This window comes from Kurthia gibsonii (assembly GCF_006539985.1).
Lineage (GTDB): Bacteria > Bacillota > Bacilli > Bacillales_A > Planococcaceae > Kurthia > Kurthia gibsonii.
The window spans coordinates 18129-42173 of sequence record NZ_BJOB01000016.1 but is presented as its reverse complement, the minus strand read 5'-3'; the positions used below and the strand labels follow the sequence as shown (position 1 = coordinate 42173).

Sequence of the window (24045 nt, the reverse complement as noted above, 5' to 3'; positions counted from 1 at the left end):
CTTAATCATAATATTAATGATGTATAAAATAGTATAAAAAAGGGAATTGTGATAAAGTTGTATTATTTGTAACATATCTGAAATAGTCGGATGATGCATAATTGATTTTAATTTTTGAAAAAACGTATCTTATAGCTAATTCAAAGAATGAAAAAACTTAACGCATGTATAAATTTAAGCTATTATTAGAATAGAAATTACAATAAAAATATGAAAAAGAAAACTTAATGTAGAAATAAAACGTCTTATTAAATAGAGAGATGAAACAATTATTTAGGAGGTATTTCAATGCCGCGTCCTGGAAAGCAAAAGCGCAGATATATTAGCGGATTGGACGGATTACGAGCTATTTCAGTATTAGCTGTTATTTTATATCATCTACATATTGATGGAATTGATGGTGGATTTCTCGGTGTAACCGTATTTTTCGTATTGTCAGGTTATCTTATTACAGATTTATTAATTAATGAATTCGAAAAGAATGGAAGAATAGATTTTAAGAGTTTCTGGATTAAGCGATTTAGAAGGCTCATTCCAGCACTTGTATTAATGTTAGTTGCATTAGTGACGTGGATTACATTATTCCAGCGTTCTTTCTTAGAAGGATTACGTGAAGAAGTTGCTGCGGCTTTTTTCTATGTGAGTAACTGGTATTACATACTTCAAGATCACTCATATTTTACAAAGTTTGCGCCGCCTTCACCACTGCAACATATGTGGTCACTTGCAGTAGAAGAACAATTCTATATTATATGGCCGATTTTAATGTTACTAGCGTTAACATTTATTCGTTCAAAAGGAAAGCTTGCGATATTTATTGTCTTACTGTCGTTTATTTCAGCAGAGGCAATGGCATTCATGTATAGTCCAGATGCTGATCCAAGTCGTGTTTATTTCGGGACGGATACACGTGCCTTTTCAATTTTACTAGGCGCGGCATTAGCATTCGTATGGCCAAGTGCAAAATTGAGTCCGAATGTAACACCTGATTTGAAAAAAGTATTGAATATCGCAGGTTTGGTCAGTTTAGGGATTTTAATCATTTTAATGATTTTCACACAAGAAGACGGTAGCTTCTTATATTATGGTGGTATGTACTTGGCTTCGGCAGTAACGGCAGTATTAATCGCTGTTATTGTACATCCAGCTAATTCCATTGCGAAGATTTTTAGTATTAAGCCGTTACTATGGATTGGTGAACGCTCTTATGGTATTTATATTTGGCACTTCCCAATCATTGTATTATTAGGAATTGCAGTTAAAACAGATGAGATTAGCGGTATGAAAATTCTATTAGCATTGGTTTTAACATTTATTTTATCAGCATTATCGTATCGTTTTGTGGAAAATCCAATTCGTCGTGGGGAATGGCGTAATTGGTTGACTGTCTTTAGAAACGGCACATGGTCGTGGAAGTGGAAACAGCAAAACATGAAACAGCGCTTTACAATGCTCGCTATTTCAGCAATTGCGATTGTTTTCACGTACGGTATGATTGTCGAACCTGCTCCACAAGCTTCTAAAGAGAATGAACTGGAGCAACATCTAAAAGAAGAGCAGAAGTTAAAAGAAGAACAGCAAAAAGCGAAAAAAGAGCAAACCGCTGAAGAACGTAAAAAAGCAAAAGAAGAAGCCATTGCAAAAGCCAAAAAAGAAGCAAAAGAAGCAGCTGCAGCTGAGAAAAAAGCAAAAGCTGATGAAAAGGCGAAAAAAGAAGCGCAATATAAAAAGGATGTCGCCAATGGTAAGATTGCATTAGCTAATACACCGATTACCGCATTGGGTGACTCTGTTATGCTGAGTGCTGCTAGTGCTTTACAAGCAGATTTACCGCGTATTGATGTCGATGCGACAGTGGCATTACAAGTTGATGCAGCGATTGATAAATTGCGTACAAAGGTGAATCAAGGACAGGTATCGGATACGGTACTAATTGGTTTGGGCTCGAATGGTACATTTACAAAAGCGCAGTGGGAAGAGATTTATGAATTACTTGGATCAAAACGTCAAATATTCTTAATGAATGTGCGCGTGAGTCGTAGTTGGCAAGATAGTGTGAATAAGACGATTCGAAATGCAGCGAAAGAATATGAGAATGTACATGAGATTGATTGGTATGAAGCATCTAAAAATAAACCACAAATCTTTTATAATGACCATATCCACCCGAACCCTGAAGGTGGTAAATTCTATTCGAATTTAGTAGTTCATGAAATTGCAAAGTACAAAAAGAAAAAATAATACAAGAGACTAGAACAAAATCCTAGCTAAAAGCAAAAGAGCTTCAGCATATGAAAATGCCGAAGCTCTTTTGCTATTTATTCCACATGTTCGTATAATGCGATATTTTCCATGTAGTTTACAAGGCGACGTAAGTCTTTTTCTTGATCGCGTGTAATTTTGCCTTCTTCATATAATAAGTGAATTTCTTGACGTTCTGTTTCGAGCATCACTAAATTTAATTCTTCTTTTAGTTCTTCTTCGCGTACAGAGTCCATTGTGACTTTTTTTCGTAGGCGTTCGTATGCTTTTTGATATTCAAAAAGAATAACGGTGTATAGCTCAGGGTGATCTGATTTTTTTCGTTTTTCTTTTAAATAATCGATTGCTTTTTTATAAGCGTGTCGACGAACATCTTGACGCATGAGAACATACGATAGATATTTTTCTTTTTCGTTATTATAATGCTTTTTAGCAATCGATAACTCGCGTAAAACTTTTCCTAATGTAAACAATCCACGTTTCCAAGTGCTAATCGACAGCATTTTTTCGCGATCAGATATAGAATGTAGTAATGACTGGTACATATGTTCATCAAGTTTATGATCTTTATACAATCCATTGATATAGTCACGTTCAACTTGTAATGCATTCAAGCGAATACGTTCTAATTTTGGTGCATGTTTTGAACTACCTGAATCATCTGCATTGGCTTCTAATTGTGTTTGTCTGAATAGCTGTTGTAAATTATCAATTAAATCATAAATAATATAACGATTTTCCTCGTTAATTTTTGATTGCATCTTTTTTACAGTTTGCACTAAAACAAAACTTTTCGCCTCATGGAATGACAGCTGACCTTCTTTTACAACTGTCATTTCTTCTTTATCCGTTAGTAACGGTAAGAAGGCTGTAGCAATAATCAGTGTGAAAAGAATAACACCAGAAGCTAAAAATAAGATTAAAGATCGTTCTGGAAATGGTTCTCCTGTATCGAGGAAGAAAGGTAATGATAAAATCCCCGCCATTGTGACAGCACCACGTACACCAACCAAACTACTAATTAGACTCATTTTCAGCGTTGGTTTTTCATCTCTTTTTCGCTTGAATTGCCACAGTGCAAATAAATGTGACCAAACGAAGCGTATAAGAAGAATGATTGCACCAATTGCAGATGCATAAAGAATTAAAATCCAATTATCGATTTGTGTATCTAAAATCGATTGCTTCATAGATAATGGAATATTTAAACCAAGTAATAAGAAAACAACGCCATTTAAAACGAATAAAACGATTTCCCAAGCACTCTCTGTTAGCACTTGTTCTTCTGCAAGGACAGTTTCGGTTTGTTCTTTGAAAATAGCTTGAATAATCCCCGCAATGACAACGGCGATAACGCCAGAAGCATGAAAAATATTTTCCACAATGAGATAAATGATAAAGGGCGTTAAAATTTGATAAAGTGTGTGGAAAACAGCATCTCGTATGCCAGCACGTCTAAAAGCAAATCGTAATTCAATTAGAACAAATCCAAGAACTAAACCTAAAATCCCTCCTGCTAAAAACGTATAAGAGAAATTTAAAATGGCACTTTGGAATGAAAAATACCCTGATACAGCTGCAGCAACTGCATATTTAAAAGCTACTAACCCTGAAGCGTCATTGATAAGTGATTCCCCGCGTACAACACTTAAAATCTTTTCAGGTATTCGAATACGTTTTGCAATGCCATTTACTGCCACAGGATCAGTAGGAGATAGGATGGCAGCAAGTGCAAAGGCAGCAGGGAGTGGAATTGTTGGCACAAGCCAGTGAATAAAATATCCACCGCCGATCGTTGTGATGAGTACCAGTACGATGGCATTCCCTAAAATAGGTAGTCTCATACTCCATAATTCTTTGCGTGGAAAATAGCGTCCATCATTGTATAATAACGGCGCAACAAAAAGTAATAAAAACCATTCGGTATCGAGTTCTAAGTCTAAGCTCGGAACGAAAAGTGCTAAAATAACACCGAGACCAATTTGAATTAAAGCAGTCGGTAAAAATTTTACATAGTGGCTAATAATATTAGACGCTAGTAAACCGATTAATAAAAAGAGTGTAATCATTAATAAATTCATAGCAAGACCCTTTCAAAATAGGATTAATTTAAGGTTACCGTAAATGGAACAAAAAGCTAAATTAAACGCTTGCGTATTTGAAAAGTGTTCAAGAGTTTGTAAGATAAAACAATGTGGTTCCGAGTCAATTTGATTTATACTAAGGAAGAACATGAATGAACGGAGATGACAGACGTTGAGAAAAGTAGTCGTAATTGGTGGCGGTATTACCGGAATGAGTACGATGCATTACTTGCAAAAACAAGCCAAAGAACAAGGGTTGGATCTCGCTTTGACATTGATTGAAAAAGACGCACAAATCGGTGGTAAGATGGTCACAAAACAACGTGATGGTTACTTAATGGAAGTTGGTGCAGATTCCATCGTGTCGCGCCATGCGAGTGTTCGAAAATTAATCGAAGAATTACAATTAGAAGATCGCGTTGTTTATAATGACACAGGCGTTTCATATATTTTAACTGAAAATCAGTTACATGCAATTCCAGAAGATAGCGTGTTTGGAATTCCTATGAATGAACAAGCATTAAATAAAAGTACGCTTATTTCAGAAGAAGGAAAAAAAGCTGTTTTACAAGACTTAGAAAAAACCGAACTTCCTTTTACAACAAATCATTCGGTCGGAGAATTTTTAACATATTATTTAGGTGAAGAAATTGTTCAAAAACAAGTCGCACCTGTTTTATCTGGTGTCTATTCAGGTGATTTGAATAAATTAACAATTGCTTCTACTTTACCCTACTTATTTGAATATAAAAATGAATTTGGCAGTATTATGCGTGGATTTGAAGCGAATAAAGCTTTCTATCAAAAGAATGCCAAAAAGAAATTCATTTCGTTTAAAAATGGTCTAGTAGAATTATTTGAACGAATCGAAGAAACGCTAGAGAACGCGACGATTTTAAAAAATACATCGGCGGAATTGTTAAAACAAGACACGAATGGGTATAAGATTCAAATAGATACGGGTGAATGGTTAGATGCAGATGAGGTCGTATTAGCTGTACCGCACCAAGTCGCACAAAAACTATTGAAGGAAGAGCCTTTCCAACGTGATTTTGAAGAACTACAAACGGGTTCTATTATTACAGTTTACTTGGCTTATGATTTACCGAATGATGTGCTACCAGCAGATGGTACAGGATATATTGTATCATCAGGTAATGATGTAAATTGTAATGCATGTACATGGACAAGTCGCAAATGGCGTCATACTTCTAAAGACGATAAGTTACTTATCCGTATGTTTTATAAAAAGAATAACCCTCGTTTTAAAGAATTTTGTCAGATGACAAATGATGAATTAGCACAAATTGCACGTCAAGACATCGAAAAAAGCTTGAAAATAACAGATGAACCAACATGGATTGATGTAAGAAAATGGTTTGATGCGATGCCAATTTATAATTTACAACATAAACAAGCAGTTGAACGTATTGAAAAACAAATGGTGAAATATCATCCACATGTACATTTAGCTGGTTGTTCGTATTATGGTGTGGGGATTGGTTTATGTATTCAAAATGGTGAAGAAGTTGCTACACGAGTTATGAATCAATTTATTCAAAGACAATGAGAATTCGTATAAAGTGTGAAAGAAGGATTCCATAATGAACAGGAAATTAAGTTTAACGATTGGCATTGTTTTGTTTGTTTTAGGTGTTGCACTAATTTTCAATAAACAAATTATGGGGTTCATCGTGTCACATATGAGTAATCAAGCAATTGAGCAGTTTGATGAACGAAAAGCACAAAATGCGGATGACGTAAGTTTTGATTTTGGTAATGTGGAAAATATTAGCTTACAAGATGTATTAAAGGCACAAATGAATCAAGGTGATGTACATTCAATTGGTGCATTAAGTGTTCCCGATGTATCTTTACAATTGCCTATTTTATACGGAATTTCAAATACAAATCTAGCAATTGGCGCAGGTACATTAAAGAAGGATATGAAGATGGGGCAAGGTAATTATGCATTAGCAGGTCATAATATGAATAATGATAAAACATTATTTAGCCCTTTAACGAAAGCAAAAAAAGGAATGCTTATGTACACAACGGACTATAAGCGTGTGTATACGTATAAAATTACAAAAATCTTTATTACAGAAGCAACTGACGTTCAAGTTATCGAAAATCAAGCTAAAAAAAGACTACTGACGCTCGTTACATGTAATTATGATGGTTCGAAACGATTAATTGTACAAGGTGAGTATGTCAATGCGCGTGACTTTGATTCAAATGCTGGCGATGCATTTACGATAAAAAAATAAAATATGAAGCGTATGAGATGTGAAAAAACCTCATACGCTTTTTTAATTTCTATTACTAAATTTGCGAAATATTGTGATAAAGTAAGCGCTTTTTCGTACAATATTTAGCTGAAAGTGGTAGAAGCTATTGACGGTACTCTATTTAAGAGGTATGATTCTTTTAATATTTTAAAAATTCAATAATTTCTTATCAAGAGAAGCCGAGGGACTGGCCCGACGACGCTTCAGCAACCAGCCATTTAGATGGTCAGGTGCTAATTCCAGAAGGACGTATGGTTCTTAAAAGATAAGAAGGCTTATTTTCAAGTGTCAGTTCAAACCTTCTTATGCAATGTAAGAAGGTTTTTTTATAGCTTTTTTGAAATGAAGGAAGGATGGGGAGTGTATGGGGTTACTAGAAGATTTAAAGACAAAGGTATTAACAGCAGATGGCGCAATGGGGACACTGCTCTATTCATATGGGATTGATTTTTGTTATGAAGAACTGAATGTTCGAAAGCCGGAAGTAATCGAGAACATTCATAAACTATATATTGAAGCGGGCGCAGATGTCATTCAGACGAATACGTACACAGCGAATACGATTAAGTTAGCTCGCTACGGTATTCAAGATGAATATGAAGCACTGAATCGTGCAGGTGTAGAAGTAGCGAAAAGAGCTGCAAAGAATGGCGAGTACGTACTTGGAACAATTGGTGGAATTCGAGGTATTCGTAAGGATGAACATTCACTAGATGAGATTATTGAATCACTTGTTTTACAAGCAAAAGTATTACTTGATGCAGGTGTAGATGGTTTACTACTCGAAACATTTTACGACTTAGAAGAGCTTGAAACATTAGTGAAAACAATTCGCATATTCTCAGATGGACCGATTGTAGCGCAAGTTTCGATGCATGACCCAGGGGTTTTATTAAATGGAATGAAGTTGAATGATGCACTGCAACATTTAGAAAGAGCTGGAGCTGATGTTGTCGGTGTGAACTGTCGGTTAGGCCCGTACCATACAGTGAAGGCGCTTGAAAATGTTGAGCTACCAAAGAATTCGTTCTTATCTGCGTATCCGAATGCAAGTCTACTCGATGTAGAAGAAGGAAAAGTAGTATATGAATCAGAAGCAGAATATTTTGGGCGCGCTGCAGTTGAATTACGTGATGAAGGGGTTCGCTTAATTGGTGGATGTTGTGGAACAACACCTGAACATATTCACGAAGTGAAGAAACATTTATCAGATGTTTTACCAATGGAAAATAAAGAAGTTATCACAACTAAAGAAGAAGTGATTCGTGAAGCTAATGTGTCTAAATTTGAACCACTTCACGAAAAAGTAAAAAAAGGGCGTTCCATTATCGTTGAACTTGATACACCACGCCATTTAGAAACAGAAAAGTTTTTAGAAGGAGCAGCGATTTTACAAGAAGCGGGCGCTGATATTGTCACAATGGCAGATAATTCACTTGCTTCACCACGTGTATCGAATGTGGCGATGGGATCGATTTTAAAATATGAAAAGAATGTACGAGGATTAGCACATATTACATGTCGCGACCGTAACCTAATCGGGCTACAATCTCATTTGATGGGGCTAGATGCATTAGGTATTCACGATATTTTAGCTGTAACAGGTGACCCAACAAAAGTAGGAGATTTTCCAGGTGCTACAAGCGTCTATGATGTCTCAAGTATTGAACTACTACAATTAATTAAAAAATTAAACGAAGGTATTTCTTTCTCGGGAAAACCACTGCGTAAAAAGGCAAACTTCTCTGTAGCGGCAGCATTCAATCCGAATGTACGTGTCGTCGAACGTGCCATTCCACGTTTAGAGAAAAAGATTGAAGCAGGTGCAGACTATTTCATTACACAACCTGTCTACTCAAAAGAGAAAATCATTGAAATATATGAAGCAACAAAACATTTAGATACACCGATTTACATCGGAATCATGCCACTAACAAGTTTACGAAATTCTGAGTTTTTACACCATGAAGTGCCAGGCATTAAGTTGTCAGATGAAGTACTTGAACGCATGAAAGCAGCAGATGGCGATAAAGAACGCGCACAAGCAGAGGGGGTCCAAATAGCAAAAGAATTAATTGACACAGCTGCATCACTCTTTAACGGTATTTATCTGATTACACCGTTCATGCGCTACGACATGTCTGTTGAATTAATTCACTACATTAAGGAATTAGATGAAAAGGTTAAGGGAGGAAGTCACGTTGTCGAAATATCTCATTGAAGAAAGAATTAAAGATCATATTCTTGTATTAGATGGTGCGATGGGTACTATGTTACAAAATGCGAATTTAACGCCAGATGACTTCGGAGGCGATGAATATGATGGTTGTAACGAGAACTTGAATTTAACACGACCGGATGTTATTGCAGGAATTCATCGTGCTTATTTTGAAGCAGGAGCGGATATCGTCTCAACGAATACATTTGGTGGTACACCACTCGTATTAAATGAATATGATTTAGGTCATCAAGCAGTTGAAATTAACAAACGTGCTGTCGAAATTGCCAAAGAAGTAGCGGAGGAATTATCGACACCTGAATGGCCACGTTTTGTTGCAGGTGCGATGGGCCCAACAACAAAAACGCTATCTGTAACAGGTGGTATTACATTTGATGCGTTAAAACACGACTTCTATGTACAGGCAAAAGCTTTGATTGAAGGTGGCGCAGATGTACTACTCCTTGAAACATCGCAAGATATGTTGAATGTAAAAGCCGGTACACTTGGTGTTAAGCAAGCATTTGAAGAACTCGGTAAAGAAATTCCAATCATGATATCAGGTACGATTGAACCGATGGGAACAACACTTGCAGGTCAAAGTATTGAAGCCTTCTATATTTCAATTGAACATATTAAACCACTATCAGTTGGTTTAAACTGTGCGACGGGTCCAGAGTTTATGACCGACTACTTACGTTCATTATCTGAACTAGCAACAAGTTATGTTAGTTGTTATCCGAATGCGGGTTTACCAGATGAAGAAGGGCATTACCATGAAACACCTGATAGTTTATCGAAAAAGCTTGCTGGTTTCGTTGAAAAAGGTTGGTTAAATGTCGTAGGTGGTTGTTGTGGAACGACACCGGACCATATTCGTGCGATTCGTAAAGTGGTAGAAAATGCACCGCCACGACCACTGGAAGAAAAAGAACCGCATCATACAGTTTCAGGTATTGAAGCACTTATATATGATGACTCTATGCGACCACTATTTGTAGGGGAACGTACAAACGTAATCGGTTCACGTAAATTTAAGCGTCTAATTATCGAAGGGAAGTTTGAAGAAGCTGCTGAAATTGCACGTGCTCAAGTGAAAAACGGTGCGCATGTTATTGATATCTGTTTAGCGAATCCTGACCGAGAAGAATTAGAAGATATGGTTAACTTCATGAAAGAAGTTGGACAAAAAGTAAAAGTACCATTCGTTATTGACTCAACAGATGAAAAAGTAATTGAGGAAGCTTTAAAGTATTCACAAGGTAAAGCGATTATTAACTCCATTAACTTAGAAGACGGTGAAGAACGCTTTGATGCTGTTATTCCAATCGTGAAAAAGTATGGTGCGTCGATTGTTGTTGGAACAATTGATGAGAAGGGGATGGCTGTTGACCGTCACCGTAAACTCGAAATTGCGAAGCGCGAGTACGACTTACTTGTGAATAAGTGGGGTATTGAACCAGAAGATATTATTTTTGATCCACTTGTATTCCCTGTTGGAACAGGTGATGAACAATATATCGGTTCAGCTGTTGAAACAATCGAAGGAATTCGCTTAATTAAGCAGGAGCTACCGCGCGCTTTAACGATTCTAGGTGTATCGAATGTATCGTTCGGTTTACCACCTGTAGGACGTGAAGTGTTAAATGCAGTCTATCTATATAACTGTACACAAGCTGGTCTTGATTATGCGATTGTGAATACTGAAAAATTAGAGCGTTATGCGTCGATTCCAGAAGAAGAAATCAATTTAGCGAACGATTTATTATTCAACACAACAGACGAAACATTAGCTGTATTTACTGATTTTTACCGAGATAAGAAAAAAGAAAAATCAGAAGATGATATTCCAAAAACTGTACCAGAACGTTTAGCTTACTATATTTTAGAAGGTACAAAAGAGGGGTTAATTGAAGATTTAGAATTAGCGCGTGAGATGTACGATACACCACTTGATATTATTAATGGACCGTTAATGGAAGGGATGGCGAAAGTCGGCAAGCTATTCAACGAAAATCAATTGATTGTAGCAGAAGTATTACAATCAGCCGGCGTAATGAAAGCAGCTGTTGCCCATCTAGAACAGTTCATGGAGAAACACGTAGATGATGTCGGTAAGGGTAAGATGTTACTTGCAACTGTAAAAGGTGATGTACATGATATCGGTAAAAATTTAGTAGAGATTATTATGAGTAATAATGGTTATACAGTTGTGGATTTAGGTATTAAAGTCGCACCGCAAACATTAATTGAAGCAGTTCGTAAAGAGAAACCGGATATTGTTGGATTATCAGGACTACTTGTGAAATCAGCACAACAAATGGTGATAACAGCGCAGGACTTCAAAGAAGCCGGAATCGATACACCGATTATCGTTGGAGGAGCAGCACTATCGCGTCGCTTCACTGATACGAAAATTGCGGCGAACTATGATGGACCTGTGATGTATGCAAAAGATGCGATGGCAGGGCTTGAAATTATCAACCGATTACAAGGTGAGGAACGAGAAGAATTACTCGCTGAAATCGCTACAGCACAACAAAAACGTGCTGAAAAGGAAGCGAATAAACCAGCAGGAGGTAGAGCGGTAGCAGTAGCGACACGTCCTGTTAAAACAGTAAGCAGTGACTTTAAAGTGTATAAACCACATGATACAGAACGTCATGTTATTCGTGACTATTCTGTAAAGCACTTATATCCATATGTGAATATGCGTACACTAATCGGTCATCATTTAGGGCTGAGAGGTTATAGTGAGGACTTACGTCTTAACGGCGACAAACGCGCGAATGAGTTATATGATTTAGTGACAGAATACTTACAGTCAGATTTATTATCGGCTTCAGGTATGTATCAATTCTTCCCAGCGCAATCTGATGGAGATGATGTTGTCATTTATGATCCAAAAGATGAGAAAACAGAGATTGAGCGTTTTACATTCCCACGTCAAGAAAAAGCACCATTCCTATGTTTAGCAGACTTCTTAAAGTCTAAAGATAGTGGAGAGATGGATTATGTAGGCTTTATGCAAGTGACAGCAGGGCATGGTGTAAGAGAATATGCACAACGACTAAAAGAGCAAGGAAAGTTTTTAGAAAGTCATGCGTTCCAAGCAACAGCACTTGAACTTGCAGAAGGATTTGCAGAGCGTATTCACCAAGAAATGCGTGACCATGCAGGTTATCCAGATGCGACAGACTTTACAATGCGCGACCGTTTTGCAGCGAAGTATCAAGGGCAGCGCTTCTCATTCGGCTATCCAGCATGTCCGAATTTAGAAGATCAAGAAAAGTTATTTAAATTATTACGACCAGAGGATATTGGGGTAGAGTTAACAGAAGGCTTTATGATGCAACCAGAAGCATCTGTTTCTGCGATGGTATTTAACCACCCAGATGCTCGTTACTTTAACGTATAAAATGAAAAGCGTTCGATATGAGATATTGAACGCTTTTTCCAATGGGTCATTTTAAGTGACATTTGTCACATGACATCTATGACAATCACACCTATGTGAATAATCCATCTCCCTTTAAGATTAAGGAAATAGGGATGGGGGCAAAAGAATGGAACGTGAAAGAACAAAAGAGTTACACAAAGCGGTTCAACCGTTTGCAAAATCAAATCGCACCAAAAGTATTTTCCAATTGATGAACACTATTATTCCACTAGTAGCTATGTGGGTAATTGCATATATGATTATTGACCAAACAATTGTAGGAGCGATTGCACTGAGTATTGGTGCAGCATTCTTCGCAATTCGTACCTTTATTATTTTTCATGATTGTACACATGGGTCGTTCTTTAAAAACAAAAAAGCAAACGCAGTGTGGGGAACAATTACAGGGATTTTAACGATGTTCGGCTATTCACAATGGCGTCATGAACATCTTTTACACCACGCATCAAGCTCAAATTTAGATGCACGTGGTGTAGGCGATATTTGGATGATGACGGTAGAAGAATATCAACAAGCATCAAAAGTGAAGAAAATTGGCTATCGTTTATACCGAAATCCACTAGTTATGTTTGGGCTAGGGCCACTATTTTTACTATTAGTAGTGAATCGTAAAAATCGTCGTGGTGCGCGTATGCCAGAACGTATGAATACGTATTTTACAAATATCGTATTAGTCGTGCTATATGGTGCAGTCGTTTATTTCTTAGGTCTTGTACCATTCTTGCTTGTAACTGGATTATCAATGTATATCGCAGCGATGCTAGGTGTATGGTTGTTCTACATTCAACATACATTTGAAGATTCATACTTTGAAGAGAAGAGTGAATGGAGTTATGTGAAAGCAGCAGTAGAAGGTAGTTCATATTATAAATTACCAGTTGTTTTACAATGGTTAACAGGAAATATCGGTTTCCACCATGTACATCATTTAGCGCCACGTATTCCAAACTACGCACTAGAAGAAGCGCATGAAAAAACACCACCATTACAATATGCAACGACGATTACATTAAAATTAAGTTTGGCATCACTTAAGTTCAAATTATATGATCCAGAGACATATCAATTTATTACGTTTAAGCAGTTGCCACAACATATCCGTAAAACATCCGTAAAACCAATTTTACCAATAAAAAAAATTGTATAGTACAGGGGCGAGGATGAATGCTTTTATATTCCTCGCTTTTTGTTATAATATGGAGAATGAGACGAGAGGTGTGAGCAGCATGATTAAAATTGTCATTGCAGAAGATCAAGGCATGTTACTAGGCGCTATGAAGGCATTAATTAATATGGAAGATGATATGGAAGTTGTGGCAATCGCTCAAAACGGTGAAGAAGCACTTGAGAAAATTGCAGAACATCAACCAGACATCATCATCATGGATATTGAAATGCCGGGTAAAACAGGGCTAGATGTAGCAGAGCAATTAAAAGATCAAGAATATAAAATTATTATTTTAACGACATTTGCACGCCCAGGATACTTTGAACGAGCGAAAAAAGCAGGAGTACGTGGGTATTTATTAAAAGACAGTCCAATTGAGGAACTTGTCAACTCAATTCGCGTGATTGTGGATGGTCGTCGTATTTACGCGCCTGAATTAATTGATATCGTATATGAAGATGACTCGAATCCTTTAACAGAGCGTGAATCTGAAGTACTTGGTCTTGTTGCCGAAGGAAAAACAACGAAAGAAATTGCAAAAGAATTGTTTTTATCGCCAGGAACAGTAAGAAATTATATTTCAACAATTCTGGATAAGTTAGATGTGAGTAATCGCATTGAAGCCATTGCGCGTTTTAAAGAAAAAGGATGGAACAAATAGTAAAGAGAGGATGGGATGAAGAATCCGACCTCTCTTTTTTGTATCGATTATTTTTTTGGTGAGGCGTCCTAATAAAAATGCGACTGCACCAATACCAATCAATGTATTTGTTTTTTTATTGAACACTTGTTTAACAACAAGATTTATATTTTGCGGACGTTCTGCTAAACGACGCATAAAGTATCCATACCAATCTTCACCGTATGGGATATAAGTACAGAATGGATAACCTTCATTTGCAAGTGATTCCTGTAAATCTGTTCGGAAACCATAGAGCATTTGGAATTCATATTTTTCTTTTGCAATCGCTTGTTCTCGAATAAAAGTTTGAAGATGCGCGATGATACGATGATCATGTGTTGCAATCGATGTGAATTTTCCATTTAATAGATGGTATTCAGCTAAACGGATAAAGTTGGCATCAATTTCACCTTTTGTTTGAAAAGCAACCGTTTCAGGCTCTTTATAAGCACCTTTTACAATTCTGACACGCGTGTTCTTCAATGTTTCTAAATCATCCATAGCGCAATGAAGATAGGCTTGAATAACAGTTCCCACATTATCATACGTTTTTGAAAGCTGTAAAACGAAATCAAGTGTCGTTTGTAAACGTTCATAGTTCTCCATATCGAAATTCACGAATATTTTGGATTGTTGCGCACAACTTACGATTTCCTCAATGTTTTGATAGCAAAAATCAACATTTAAATTGAGACCAAGCTGTGAAGGTTTAAGCGAGATATGTGCATCGAGTTGATGCTCATGTATCACTTCAATCAAGTGTAGAATTTCTTCTTTTACAGTGATGGCTTCTGCTTCATTTTGAACAAACTCCCCTAAATGGTCGACTGTACAAGAAATCCCCTGTGCGTTTAGTTTCTGAATACTTATAATGACTTCATCTAAATTTATTCCTGCAACAACAGTTTGTGCGCCAAGCTTTAAACCATATTTTTTTGCGTTGTCATTTAAAAATTGATTTTCAGATAATGCGATGAAAAAATCTTTTAGTGCCATATAGCAGACCCCTTCGCTAATGAATTTAAAAGCTTTCTGTTCTTTTATTAATTTTATTAAAACATAAAATTCTATGAAAAACATAAATTTTATGCTAGATGTAGAGAATCTTTTGAATAAAAAGAATATGTATTTTATATAAAATGAAAGTGTAGGCATAAAAATTGAGAACAAATTCTATCCATTATAAGATAGACTTGTAGCTGAAAACTAATGGTTTTAGACCTTTTTCGACTATTTTGTTACAGAATTTACACTGTTTTATGACAAACGAGTTGCAATTGAGTCTCAAAATCTGTAACTTGTTACTAGGTACAAAATTAATATTATGACAAAAAAGTCGTCTTCTCACATGGAATGGGAAGACGATTTTTTCATTCACCAGAAAATTTCTCATGAATCATTTGCATTTGTTTATTGAACAGTGTTGGATATGATAAAAATCCTAAAATAACACTCGATAATGCAGCTGTAGATAGTAGCATGAAAAGAACGAGTAATTGGAATTGCACCGCTTGAATAGGGTCAGCTCCTGCAATAATTTGACCACTCATCATACCAGGGAGTTGAACCAATCCGATTGTTTTTTGACTTTCAATCGTTGGAATCATACTCGCTTTAATCGAAGAGATTAACTGTCTATGAATCGCTTGTTTTGGTGTACCACCTAATGACAAGATTAATTCAATCTGGTCTTCATAGGCTTCAATTTCAGAAGAGAAGCGATTTAAAAATAGAATAGAGAGAACCATCGCATTTCCAATTGCCATACCACTTAGAGGAATCATATATTGAGGTATAGCTGGTACTACGTTTAGACCAATTAAAATAGACATTGTAATCACTTCAACTGTTAAAAATGTGACGACAAGTTTCCACGTAATCCCATCAATATGTGAGCCTTTTTTTCGCGCATTTAATGTAGCGGCTAAAACCATTAAACCAATCATCAGTCCTGTATAAAGATAACCATCACTTGTAAAAACAAATTTTAGAATATACCCGACAATGAGTAATTGAACAATCGAACGAATCGTTGCGATGATTGTGTCTTTTTCTAATTGTAAATGTAGTGTTTTTGAAAGAATTAAAGGAATTAAAACGAATAATAAAGTAATCGCAAGTGCTGTATAACTCATGCATCTACCCCCTCAATAAATTGTTTAATTCGCTCATTCTTCGGTGACTTTAGAATGGAACTCTCGCCTGCTTCAATCAATTGGCCATCCATCAATACCCATACATAATCCCCTAAATGAATCGCTTGCTCTAAATTATGTGTAATCCAAATAATCGTTACATGGTATTTTTTGTTAATTTTTTGAATAAGCTCCTCAACTTCACGTACAGAAATACGATCGAGTGCGGAAGTAATCTCGTCTAATAATAAAATTTTATTGCGATTGACGAGTGTACGTGCAATGGATACACGCTGTTTTTGTCCGCCAGATAAGTCCAATGCATCCTTTTTAAGAAACGTTTCGTCTAGTCCGACGTCCTGTAAGATAGAGATTGCATCTTCTCGTGATAATTGTTGGTTTTGAAGTGTACGTGGAAGATTCAAGTTATCATAGACCGTTCCTTTAATCATAGGAGCAGATTGAAGGGCAATTCCGACTTCTCTGCGTAAATCAACAGGGTTATAATCCTGTGCATTTTTATTATAGATTTGAATCTCTCCGCTTGTTGGGGAGATGAGACGATTACACATCTTGAGTAAAGTTGTTTTACCAGCACCAGAAGGACCAACAAATGTGGTGATTTTCCCATCTGGAATAGATCCTGTAATGCCATTTAAAATCGTTTGTCCATCAATTGTTAGATGAATATCTTGAAAATGTATAGAAGGTTGATAAATTGAATTCAAAAAACCACTCCTTTAAAATCAGTTCGATAAAATAGATGTTTAATTAGAAAGAAAAAAGAAATTAGGTGATGATTATATGTTAGGACGTACGCCAACAGAATTTGAATGGCAAGCAATTCAAATGAGAACTTCAAGTGTAGACCGTGAATTTGTTTACGCAATTACGACAACAAAGACTTTTTGTAAGCCGTCATGTCCATCTTGTAAGCCCGATGTAGAACATGTACGCATCTATAAAAATAGTGACTTAGCAATGGAATCAGGTTATTATCCATGTAAACGTTGTAAACCAGGTGGCTTAAAACTGAGCAATCAAGACTGGACGAATCAGATGAATGCTTATATGGATCAATATTATCAAGAGCATATTACATTACGTGTCTTAGCAGATGAATTTCATAGTAGCCCCTATCATTTACAACGTATATATAAAAGTGTAAAGGGTTATACACCAACAGAGTACTTACAAAAAGTACGCATTCAGCGTGCAGTGGAGTTATTAAAACACACGTATTTATCAGTTGAAGAAATTGGACATCAAGTGGGGTTACATAACACGTCTTATTTTATAACATTATTTAAAAATTTGGTTGGTACAACACCTAAACAATATAAAAAAACGTTAGAAAGTTGAGTGTGATGTTATGTACTATACGGAATGGCAAGCGCTAGAAACGAAATTTTATGTTGCTTGTACAGAAGAAGGGCTGTCTTTTGTAACGAATGATTGGGATGAATTGAATGAATACGCAGATCATCTAATTCGAGATGATTTGAAGTTAGCACCATTCATAAATCATTTTGAAGCATATGCAAAAGATCAAGCATTCAAATTGGATCAGATAACAATTGATTTACAGGGAACAGATTTTCAAAAAAAAGTTTGGCAAGAGCTCGTAAACATTCCGTATGGGGAGACTCGTTATTATGCACAAATAGCAGAAGCGATTGGTAAGCCAACTGCGACACGTGCTGTAGCATCTGCAATTGGAAAAAATCCGTTACTCATTGTCATTCCATGTCATCGTGTTATTGGAAAGAATGGTAAATTAACAGGATTTCGTAGCGGTTTACCACTGAAAGAGCGTTTACTACAACATGAAAAAATTCAAATATAATGGTGAAGGAGGACAGATGATTATAAAATTATTCTGTCCTCCTTTTATTATGTATGTGATAGATTTGGTATGTGATTAGTGAAAAGTGGTAGCTTGTCTAAATAGATCACATCGCAACGACCACTGGAGTCGCCTTCTACTAAGATACAGGCTTTTGCAACAATTTCACCGCCAGATTTTTGTACAAGAGCTTCTAATGCTTCAAGAGAAGAACCTGAGCTAATAACATCATCAACAATGGCAACACGTTTATAATTTAAAAAAGCAGCATCCTCATAGCCAATTGCTAAAATCTGAGGTGTCGACGTTGTCATCGAGTTTACTTCATGAATTATGGGTTGGTTCATATAACTTTTTATTTGTTTGCGTGCGACAACATAGCGTGGTAATTGTAACTTCTTTGATAGTTCATAAACAAGTGGTATACCTTTTGCTTCTGCTGTGATGAGCACATCAACATGCGGTAGTTTTTCAGCCAGTTTTTGTGCAGCTACTTCAACAAGTTCTACATCCCCAAGTAAATCAAAACTTGCAATTGATAAGTTTTCTTCGATTTGAACGATGGGTAAATGACGTGTAAATCCAGCAATTTGAACCGTATAGGTCTTCATGTGAACTTTTTCCTCTCCTCTTTTAAATTCCAAACATAACTTCAAAAAGCATATGTAAGGAATAGGAAAATATGGTGCCTATTTAGTTTAATCGCTATAGTCGAATACTTCAAATGATTTTTGTAAGTGGTTTACTTTTTACATGGTATAATAGCACTTACAAAATGTGTATGTGTCAAAGTTATGACAAGATAGACGACTTACCTCTTATTTTTTGCTATGATAATAGACATACATATTTATTTTAGCGTTGAAATATATGAGAGATGACTTGAAATGGAGCCATTCGGGTAATATACGGAGTAATTCGCTAAATGAAGTATTAAATGACTAAATGAAACAGGGGAAGAAGGAGTGTAAAGATGAAAGCAACTTATCCTGACGACAGCTTAGCGTTACACACAGACTTATATCAAATTAATATGGCAGAATCTTATTGGGCGGATGGGATTCATAATCGAAAATCAGTGTTTGAACTTTATTTTAGAAAACTTCCGTTTGGCAATGGATACGCTATATTTGCCGGTTTGGAACGCATGCTTGAGTATTTACGAGATTTTAAATTCAGTGAATCTGATATTGCCTATTTACGTGATGAAGTAGGTTATCAAGAAGATTTTATTGAGTATTTGAAAGATCTACGTTTTACAGGTGATGTTTATTCAATGGTAGAAGGTGAGATTGTCTTTGGCAATGAACCGATTGTACGCATTGAAGCGCCTCTTGTAGAAGCGCAATTAATCGAAACAGCTCTCTTAAATATTGTGAACTACCAAACATTAATCGCAACAAAAGCAAGTCGTATTAAACATGTAGCAGAAAATGAGATTGTAATGGAGTTTGGTACACGTCGCGCGCAAGAGATGGATGCAGCGATTTGGGGTACACGTGCTGCCATTATTGGTGGATTTGAATCCACAAGTAATGTGCGCGCAGGAAAATTATTTGACCTCCCTGTCGCTGGAACACATGCACATTCACTTGTTCAATCTTACCGCAGTGATTATGAAGCGTTCCATGCATACGCACGTCGTCACCGAGACTGCGTATTCTTAGTTGATACATTCGATACATTAAAATCCGGTGTTCCTTCAGCGATTCAAGTTGCAAAAGAATTAGGTGACAAAATTAACTTTATCGGTATTCGTTTAGATAGCGGTGATATCGCTTTTCTATCAAAAGCTGCTCGAAAAATGTTAGACGAAGCAGGATTCAAAGACGCAAAAATCGTTGTTTCAAATGATTTAGATGAATACACGATGTTGAACTTAAAAGCACAAGATGCAAAAGTGGATATGTGGGGAATCGGTACAAAGATTATTACAGCCTATGACCAACCAGCATTAGGTGCAGTCTATAAAATTGTATCAATTGAGGATGAACATGGTGAGATGGTCGATACAATTAAGATTTCAGCAAACGCAGAAAAAGTGACGACACCAGGACGCAAAAAGCTATACCGTATTATCGATCGTGAAAATGGTAAGGCTGAGGGGGATTACATTACGATGTATGATGAAGACCCACAATCAGAAGAAAAAATTAAGATGTTCCATCCTGTTCATACATTCATCTCAAAATTTGTCACAAACTTTGAAGCGAAGAACTTACACACAAAAGTGATTGAGCAAGGTGAAGTCATCTACACAAATCCAACAGTGTATGAGATGAAGCAATATGCAAAAGACAACTTACAATTACTATGGGATGAATATAAGCGTTCACTAAATCCAGAAGAATATCCTGTTGATTTAAGCCAAAAATGTTGGGATAACAAAATGCGTAACATCGCAGAAGTACAAGAAATGATTAAGGTGGTAAATGATCGAATTGGAGGCTTTGAAAAATGACACTTCAACAACAGATTATAAAAGAATTACATGTACAACCAACGATTAATGTACATGAAGAAATTCGTCGTACAATTGATTTTTTAAAGGAATATGCACATAAGCACGCATTCTTAAAAGGCTTCGTATTAGGTATTTCAGGTGGACAAGATTCAACATTGGCAGGCAAACTAACACAAATGGCTGTAGATGAATTGAATGATGAAGTAGGTGAACAGCGCTATGCGTTTTATGCAGTACGCCTCCCTTACGGTGTACAAGCAGATGAATCAGATTGTAATGATGCGCTTGCTTTTATGAATCCAACACAGGTTTATACAGTGAATATAAAACCAGCAGTAGATGCAGGTGTTCAAGCTTTAGCAGACGCAGGTATTACAATATCTGACTTTATCAAAGGAAATGACAAAGCACGTGAACGTATGAAAGTCCAGTTTGCGCTTGCGGCTGCGAAACAAGCGGTTGTCATTGGCACAGACCATGCGGCAGAGGCCGTAACAGGTTTCTATACAAAGTACGGTGACGGTGGTGCAGATTTAACACCTTTATGGCGTTTGAATAAGCGTCAAGGTCGCGCGATGTTAGCGGAACTCGGATGTCCAAAACATCTATATGAAAAAACACCAACTGCCGATCTTGAAGAAGACCGTCCTTCTCTGCCAGATGAGGTAGCGCTTGGCATCACATATGATGAAATTGATGATTACTTGGAAGGTAAGGAAATTCCAAAAGCAGCACAAGAAACACTTGAAAAGCATTATTTACGCTCACAACATAAACGTCATCTACCAATTACCGTGTACGATGATTTTTGGAAATAGTATGTTCGTGTAGAATGAAAGAGACCGTACAAAATTAAGTACGGTTCTTTTTTTATGTGAAAAGTTTCGATGATTTTTGTCTAATAGATTTCATTTTTGACGAAAAAAAGTCACATGAACTTTCATCTTATTTCACAATTGACCGTTAGAGTATAAAGTGAATGAAAAAAAGGAGTGGAAAATATATGAAATATCATTTAGGAATTAGTGCATTAATTGCTATGTCATTATTAACAGCTTGCGGAAATACAGAAGATGAAGCAAAGAAAGAGGAATCACCAAAGACAACGGCTTCAACAACACAAACTGAAAATCAAACAAAAGATTCAAATGGTACAACTGTAGTGGATGGCGTCACATTAAAAGAGCCAGCGAAAGATGAAGTATGTGCATTCTGTAATATGACGGTGTATCAAAAGTCTGATGAAATGGGCGCATTTACAGCTCAAGCTGTCGACAAAGACGGAAAGAATTTATTCTTTGATGATGCAGGTTGTATGTTAAACTATGAAAGAAAGCACGACGTAACACTTGATAAATATGTGAGAAACTACGATGATAAGAGTTGGATGAAACTTGATGATGCAGTTGTTGTCAAAGGCGACATTAAAACACCAATGCATTATGGTTTTGCTTACTTCAAAGACGATGCAAGTGCAAAAGCTTTCACAGACAAACATAAAGGTGCAAAAATCGTAAAAGTAAGTGACATTGATGATGTAGCACACGAAAAGTACAAAGCAGCAAATGGTGGCGGTCACCACGGTGATAGCAAAGAAGGCCATAAAGACAGCGAAGAACATTCAGATAACAGCGGTCATTAAGTAAATAATACATGGAGTGGAGTTGTCCTTTTGGGCAATTCCCCTTTGTAGTTAATGGAGGCACCAATATGAAATGGCGTTTTTTACTCGTTTTTTTCATTAGCTTAATTGGCTTTTCAGCACAAGCCCATGCTGAATCACTACAAAAACAAATCGACAAAACGCCAAGCGGAGGCACGTTAAAACTATTTGATCGTGTGTACCGAGAACAGGCAACGGTTCGTAAGCCGATTACGATTGTCGGTGGTGAAAAAACACTGCTGAAAGCTGGCTATGATAAGACCGTATTAACAATCGAAAATACAAAAGATGTCACCCTTAAAAATTTGAACTTTTCACGTTCTCAGTCTGCCATAGATGTGAAGAAATCTTCACAAATACATATTGAGAACCTGAAGATGGTCTATATGTTCAGCGGTGTAAACATTCGAAACTCATCGGATGTCCACGTAAAAAACTTTAAGATGCGTGGTATTGATGGACAGTATGCAGATAAGGGGACAGGGATTGCGGCATATGATAGTAAGCGCATTAATATCTCCGATAGTGACATTACAGAAGTGCTAGATGCTTATTATTTAGAACGTGTAACAGGATCACGAATCATTAATAATATTGCTACATTTAGTCGTTATGGTCTTCACTATATGTACGGAAAAGATATTTATGCAACAGGAAATACACTTGAAAATAATGTGACAGGAATTATGCTCATGATTGCGAAAAATGCATTATTAGAAAAGAACAAAATCCAATATCAAAGTGATTGGAATAGTTCAGGTTTTACACTTTATAATGCAGAGAATATCGTGACGAAAAATAATGAATTAATCGGGAATCGAACAGCGATTTCAAGTCAAAATATGAAAAAATCAACGATTCTTGATAATACATTTTTAACGAATCAAACAGCAGTTGAATTCACAGGGTCTTATAAAGAGAACAAAGTAGAGCATAATGATTTCCTGGGGAATATCGTGAACATTCGTTCAGATGGTACAGCGAGTAATATTGTCGGAAACTACTATGATGATTATTCTGGTTTTGACGTAGAAGATGATGGTATTGGCGACTCCAAATATGTAGCACTTCAAAGTTTCGGGCAGTGGATGGTACGCGAACCTGCTTACCAATACTACATTGAATCACCAAGTGTTGTACTACTGAATCAGATGGACCAACAAACAAATAAGACAGAAACAAGTCAATTAGTGGATGAAAAACCACGTATGAAATCCATTACAGAATTTGAAACAGATCGCCCAATGAAAATGTGGCTCATTATTTTAGGTGGTATTTTATTTATTGGTAGTCTTTATGGCTGGAGAAGGAGTGTTAAAATATGAAGAAAAAATGGTTAAGCGCACTTTTAGCAACAAGTCTCTTATTAACTGCTTGTGGTAATAAAGAATATGAAGCAAAAGAAATTAATAAACAAACAGACATTTGCAAAATCTGTAACATGAGTTTAGCGAATGAAAAATACGCTGGACAAATCGCTTTGAAAAATGGCGATTATGAAATGTTCGATGATCTCGGTTGTTTAATGGATTACTATAAAACAATGAACAAAGATGATATTGGTGAAGCATTCATTAAAGATAATGACAGTGACGAATGGTTAGACGTTGAAAAATCAACATTCGTTTACGATAAAAAAGTACCAACACCAATGAGTTATGGTGTCATTGCATTCAAAGATGAAGCAGCAGCAAAAAAATATGTTGAAAAGAATGGCTCTGGAAAAGTAATGAGCTTTGACGAACTAAAAAGCTTTAATTGGGGAGCGTAAT

General features: G+C 36.4%; 19 protein-coding genes and 1 riboswitch. Of the genes, 14 read left to right on the top strand and 5 right to left on the bottom strand.

Going from position 1 to position 24045, the window contains the following annotated elements:
* Nucleotides 1-288 precede the first annotated feature (288 nt).
* The gene (locus KGI01_RS06940; RefSeq protein ID WP_141274093.1) at nucleotides 289-2241 is read left to right on the top strand and encodes an acyltransferase family protein; all 1953 of its coding nucleotides are present in this window, start codon (nucleotides 289-291) and stop codon (nucleotides 2239-2241) included.
* Between the two features lie 77 nt (nucleotides 2242-2318).
* On the opposite strand, the gene KGI01_RS06935 is transcribed toward KGI01_RS06940, so the two are convergent.
* Nucleotides 2319-4343 carry a Na+/H+ antiporter gene (locus tag KGI01_RS06935; protein WP_141274092.1) on the bottom strand — a complete coding sequence of 675 codons (2025 nt, stop codon included), beginning with the start codon at nucleotides 4341-4343 and terminating at the stop codon, nucleotides 2319-2321.
* Nucleotides 4344-4518: 175 nt separating this feature from the next.
* Between KGI01_RS06935 and hemG the strand changes: the two genes are divergently transcribed.
* From hemG to KGI01_RS06905, 6 genes are all read left to right on the top strand, one after another.
* Nucleotides 4519-5916: a protoporphyrinogen oxidase gene (gene hemG / locus KGI01_RS06930; protein ID WP_141274091.1), complete on the top strand. Its 1398-nt coding sequence runs from the start codon at nucleotides 4519-4521 to the stop codon at nucleotides 5914-5916.
* A 34-nt stretch (nucleotides 5917-5950) separates the two neighbouring features.
* Nucleotides 5951-6616, top strand: a complete 666-nt coding sequence (locus KGI01_RS06925) for a class A sortase (protein WP_141274090.1) — start codon at nucleotides 5951-5953, stop codon at nucleotides 6614-6616.
* Between the two features lie 184 nt (nucleotides 6617-6800).
* Nucleotides 6801-6909: riboswitch (SAM riboswitch) on the top strand.
* Nucleotides 6910-7001: 92 nt separating this feature from the next.
* Nucleotides 7002-8858: a bifunctional homocysteine S-methyltransferase/methylenetetrahydrofolate reductase gene (locus KGI01_RS06920; protein ID WP_141274089.1), complete on the top strand. Its 1857-nt coding sequence runs from the start codon at nucleotides 7002-7004 to the stop codon at nucleotides 8856-8858.
* Nucleotides 8839-12273, top strand: coding sequence for a methionine synthase (gene metH, locus KGI01_RS06915; RefSeq protein ID WP_141274088.1), 3435 nt, complete (start codon nucleotides 8839-8841; stop codon nucleotides 12271-12273). Before KGI01_RS06920 ends, metH begins: the two co-directional genes overlap by 20 nt.
* A gap of 148 nt (nucleotides 12274-12421) precedes the next feature.
* On the top strand, nucleotides 12422-13462 hold the full coding sequence (gene desA / locus KGI01_RS06910; protein ID WP_141274087.1) for a Delta(5) desaturase DesA: 1041 nt from the start codon (nucleotides 12422-12424) through the stop codon (nucleotides 13460-13462).
* A 79-nt stretch (nucleotides 13463-13541) separates the two neighbouring features.
* Nucleotides 13542-14144 carry a response regulator transcription factor gene (locus KGI01_RS06905; protein WP_141274086.1) on the top strand — a complete coding sequence of 201 codons (603 nt, stop codon included), beginning with the start codon at nucleotides 13542-13544 and terminating at the stop codon, nucleotides 14142-14144.
* On the opposite strand, the gene KGI01_RS06900 is transcribed toward KGI01_RS06905, so the two are convergent.
* From KGI01_RS06900 to KGI01_RS06890, 3 genes are all read right to left on the bottom strand, one after another.
* Nucleotides 14082-15161, bottom strand: coding sequence for a proline dehydrogenase family protein (locus KGI01_RS06900; RefSeq protein WP_141274085.1), 1080 nt, complete (start codon nucleotides 15159-15161; stop codon nucleotides 14082-14084). The two genes, KGI01_RS06905 and KGI01_RS06900, sit on opposite strands and share 63 nt — an antisense overlap.
* A 374-nt stretch (nucleotides 15162-15535) precedes the next feature.
* The gene (locus KGI01_RS06895; protein WP_141274084.1) at nucleotides 15536-16300 is read right to left on the bottom strand and encodes an ABC transporter permease; all 765 of its coding nucleotides are present in this window, start codon (nucleotides 16298-16300) and stop codon (nucleotides 15536-15538) included.
* Complete coding sequence (locus tag KGI01_RS06890; protein WP_141274083.1) at nucleotides 16297-17028, bottom strand: ABC transporter ATP-binding protein; 732 nt, start codon at nucleotides 17026-17028, stop codon at nucleotides 16297-16299. The genes KGI01_RS06895 and KGI01_RS06890 overlap by 4 nt, the downstream gene beginning before the upstream one ends.
* 76 nt (nucleotides 17029-17104) lie before the next feature.
* Here KGI01_RS06890 and KGI01_RS06885 point away from each other — a divergent pair, with 76 nt between their 5' ends.
* The gene (locus KGI01_RS06885; protein ID WP_141274082.1) at nucleotides 17105-17662 is read left to right on the top strand and encodes a helix-turn-helix domain-containing protein; all 558 of its coding nucleotides are present in this window, start codon (nucleotides 17105-17107) and stop codon (nucleotides 17660-17662) included.
* Between the two features lie 10 nt (nucleotides 17663-17672).
* Nucleotides 17673-18146, top strand: a complete 474-nt coding sequence (locus KGI01_RS06880) for a methylated-DNA--[protein]-cysteine S-methyltransferase (RefSeq protein WP_141274081.1) — start codon at nucleotides 17673-17675, stop codon at nucleotides 18144-18146.
* A 47-nt stretch (nucleotides 18147-18193) separates the two neighbouring features.
* Here KGI01_RS06880 and KGI01_RS06875 read toward each other — a convergent pair whose 3' ends face one another.
* A complete protein-coding gene (locus KGI01_RS06875) occupies nucleotides 18194-18757 on the bottom strand; it encodes a phosphoribosyltransferase family protein (RefSeq protein WP_141274080.1) in 564 nt (187 codons plus the stop codon).
* Nucleotides 18758-19119: 362 nt separating this feature from the next.
* On the opposite strand from KGI01_RS06875, the gene KGI01_RS06870 reads away from it, so the two are divergent.
* The 5 genes from KGI01_RS06870 (at nucleotide 19120) to KGI01_RS06850 (ending at nucleotide 24044) form a co-directional block, all read left to right on the top strand.
* Nucleotides 19120-20607, top strand: a complete 1488-nt coding sequence (locus KGI01_RS06870) for a nicotinate phosphoribosyltransferase (RefSeq protein WP_141274079.1) — start codon at nucleotides 19120-19122, stop codon at nucleotides 20605-20607.
* Nucleotides 20604-21428 carry an NAD(+) synthase gene (gene nadE / locus KGI01_RS06865; protein WP_141274078.1) on the top strand — a complete coding sequence of 275 codons (825 nt, stop codon included), beginning with the start codon at nucleotides 20604-20606 and terminating at the stop codon, nucleotides 21426-21428. Before KGI01_RS06870 ends, nadE begins: the two co-directional genes overlap by 4 nt.
* Before the next feature lie 185 nt (nucleotides 21429-21613).
* Nucleotides 21614-22252, top strand: a complete 639-nt coding sequence (locus KGI01_RS06860) for a nitrous oxide reductase accessory protein NosL (protein ID WP_141274077.1) — start codon at nucleotides 21614-21616, stop codon at nucleotides 22250-22252.
* A 68-nt stretch (nucleotides 22253-22320) separates the two neighbouring features.
* Complete coding sequence (locus tag KGI01_RS06855) at nucleotides 22321-23598, top strand: right-handed parallel beta-helix repeat-containing protein (RefSeq protein ID WP_141274076.1); 1278 nt, start codon at nucleotides 22321-22323, stop codon at nucleotides 23596-23598.
* The gene (locus tag KGI01_RS06850) at nucleotides 23595-24044 is read left to right on the top strand and encodes a nitrous oxide reductase accessory protein NosL (protein ID WP_141274075.1); all 450 of its coding nucleotides are present in this window, start codon (nucleotides 23595-23597) and stop codon (nucleotides 24042-24044) included. Before KGI01_RS06855 ends, KGI01_RS06850 begins: the two co-directional genes overlap by 4 nt.
* Nucleotide 24045 lies beyond the last annotated feature (1 nt).

Bases quoted from the DNA above. Each gene is read 5' to 3' on its own strand.
- KGI01_RS06940 (WP_141274093.1), top strand. From the start codon at position 289: ATGCCGCGTCCTGGAAAGCAAAAGCGCAGATATATTAGCGGATTGGAC.
- KGI01_RS06935 (WP_141274092.1), bottom strand. From the start codon at position 4,343: ATGAATTTATTAATGATTACACTCTTTTTATTAATCGGTTTACTAGCG.
- KGI01_RS06925 (WP_141274090.1), top strand. From the start codon at position 5,951: ATGAACAGGAAATTAAGTTTAACGATTGGCATTGTTTTGTTTGTTTTA.
- KGI01_RS06920 (WP_141274089.1), top strand. From the start codon at position 7,002: ATGGGGTTACTAGAAGATTTAAAGACAAAGGTATTAACAGCAGATGGC.
- desA (WP_141274087.1), top strand. From the start codon at position 12,422: ATGGAACGTGAAAGAACAAAAGAGTTACACAAAGCGGTTCAACCGTTT.
- KGI01_RS06905 (WP_141274086.1), top strand. From the start codon at position 13,542: ATGATTAAAATTGTCATTGCAGAAGATCAAGGCATGTTACTAGGCGCT.
- KGI01_RS06900 (WP_141274085.1), bottom strand. From the start codon at position 15,161: ATGGCACTAAAAGATTTTTTCATCGCATTATCTGAAAATCAATTTTTA.
- KGI01_RS06895 (WP_141274084.1), bottom strand. From the start codon at position 16,300: ATGAGTTATACAGCACTTGCGATTACTTTATTATTCGTTTTAATTCCT.
- KGI01_RS06885 (WP_141274082.1), top strand. From the start codon at position 17,105: ATGTTAGGACGTACGCCAACAGAATTTGAATGGCAAGCAATTCAAATG.
- KGI01_RS06880 (WP_141274081.1), top strand. From the start codon at position 17,673: ATGTACTATACGGAATGGCAAGCGCTAGAAACGAAATTTTATGTTGCT.
- KGI01_RS06875 (WP_141274080.1), bottom strand. From the start codon at position 18,757: ATGAAGACCTATACGGTTCAAATTGCTGGATTTACACGTCATTTACCC.
- KGI01_RS06870 (WP_141274079.1), top strand. From the start codon at position 19,120: ATGAAAGCAACTTATCCTGACGACAGCTTAGCGTTACACACAGACTTA.
- nadE (WP_141274078.1), top strand. From the start codon at position 20,604: ATGACACTTCAACAACAGATTATAAAAGAATTACATGTACAACCAACG.
- KGI01_RS06860 (WP_141274077.1), top strand. From the start codon at position 21,614: ATGAAATATCATTTAGGAATTAGTGCATTAATTGCTATGTCATTATTA.
- KGI01_RS06855 (WP_141274076.1), top strand. From the start codon at position 22,321: ATGAAATGGCGTTTTTTACTCGTTTTTTTCATTAGCTTAATTGGCTTT.
- KGI01_RS06850 (WP_141274075.1), top strand. From the start codon at position 23,595: ATGAAGAAAAAATGGTTAAGCGCACTTTTAGCAACAAGTCTCTTATTA.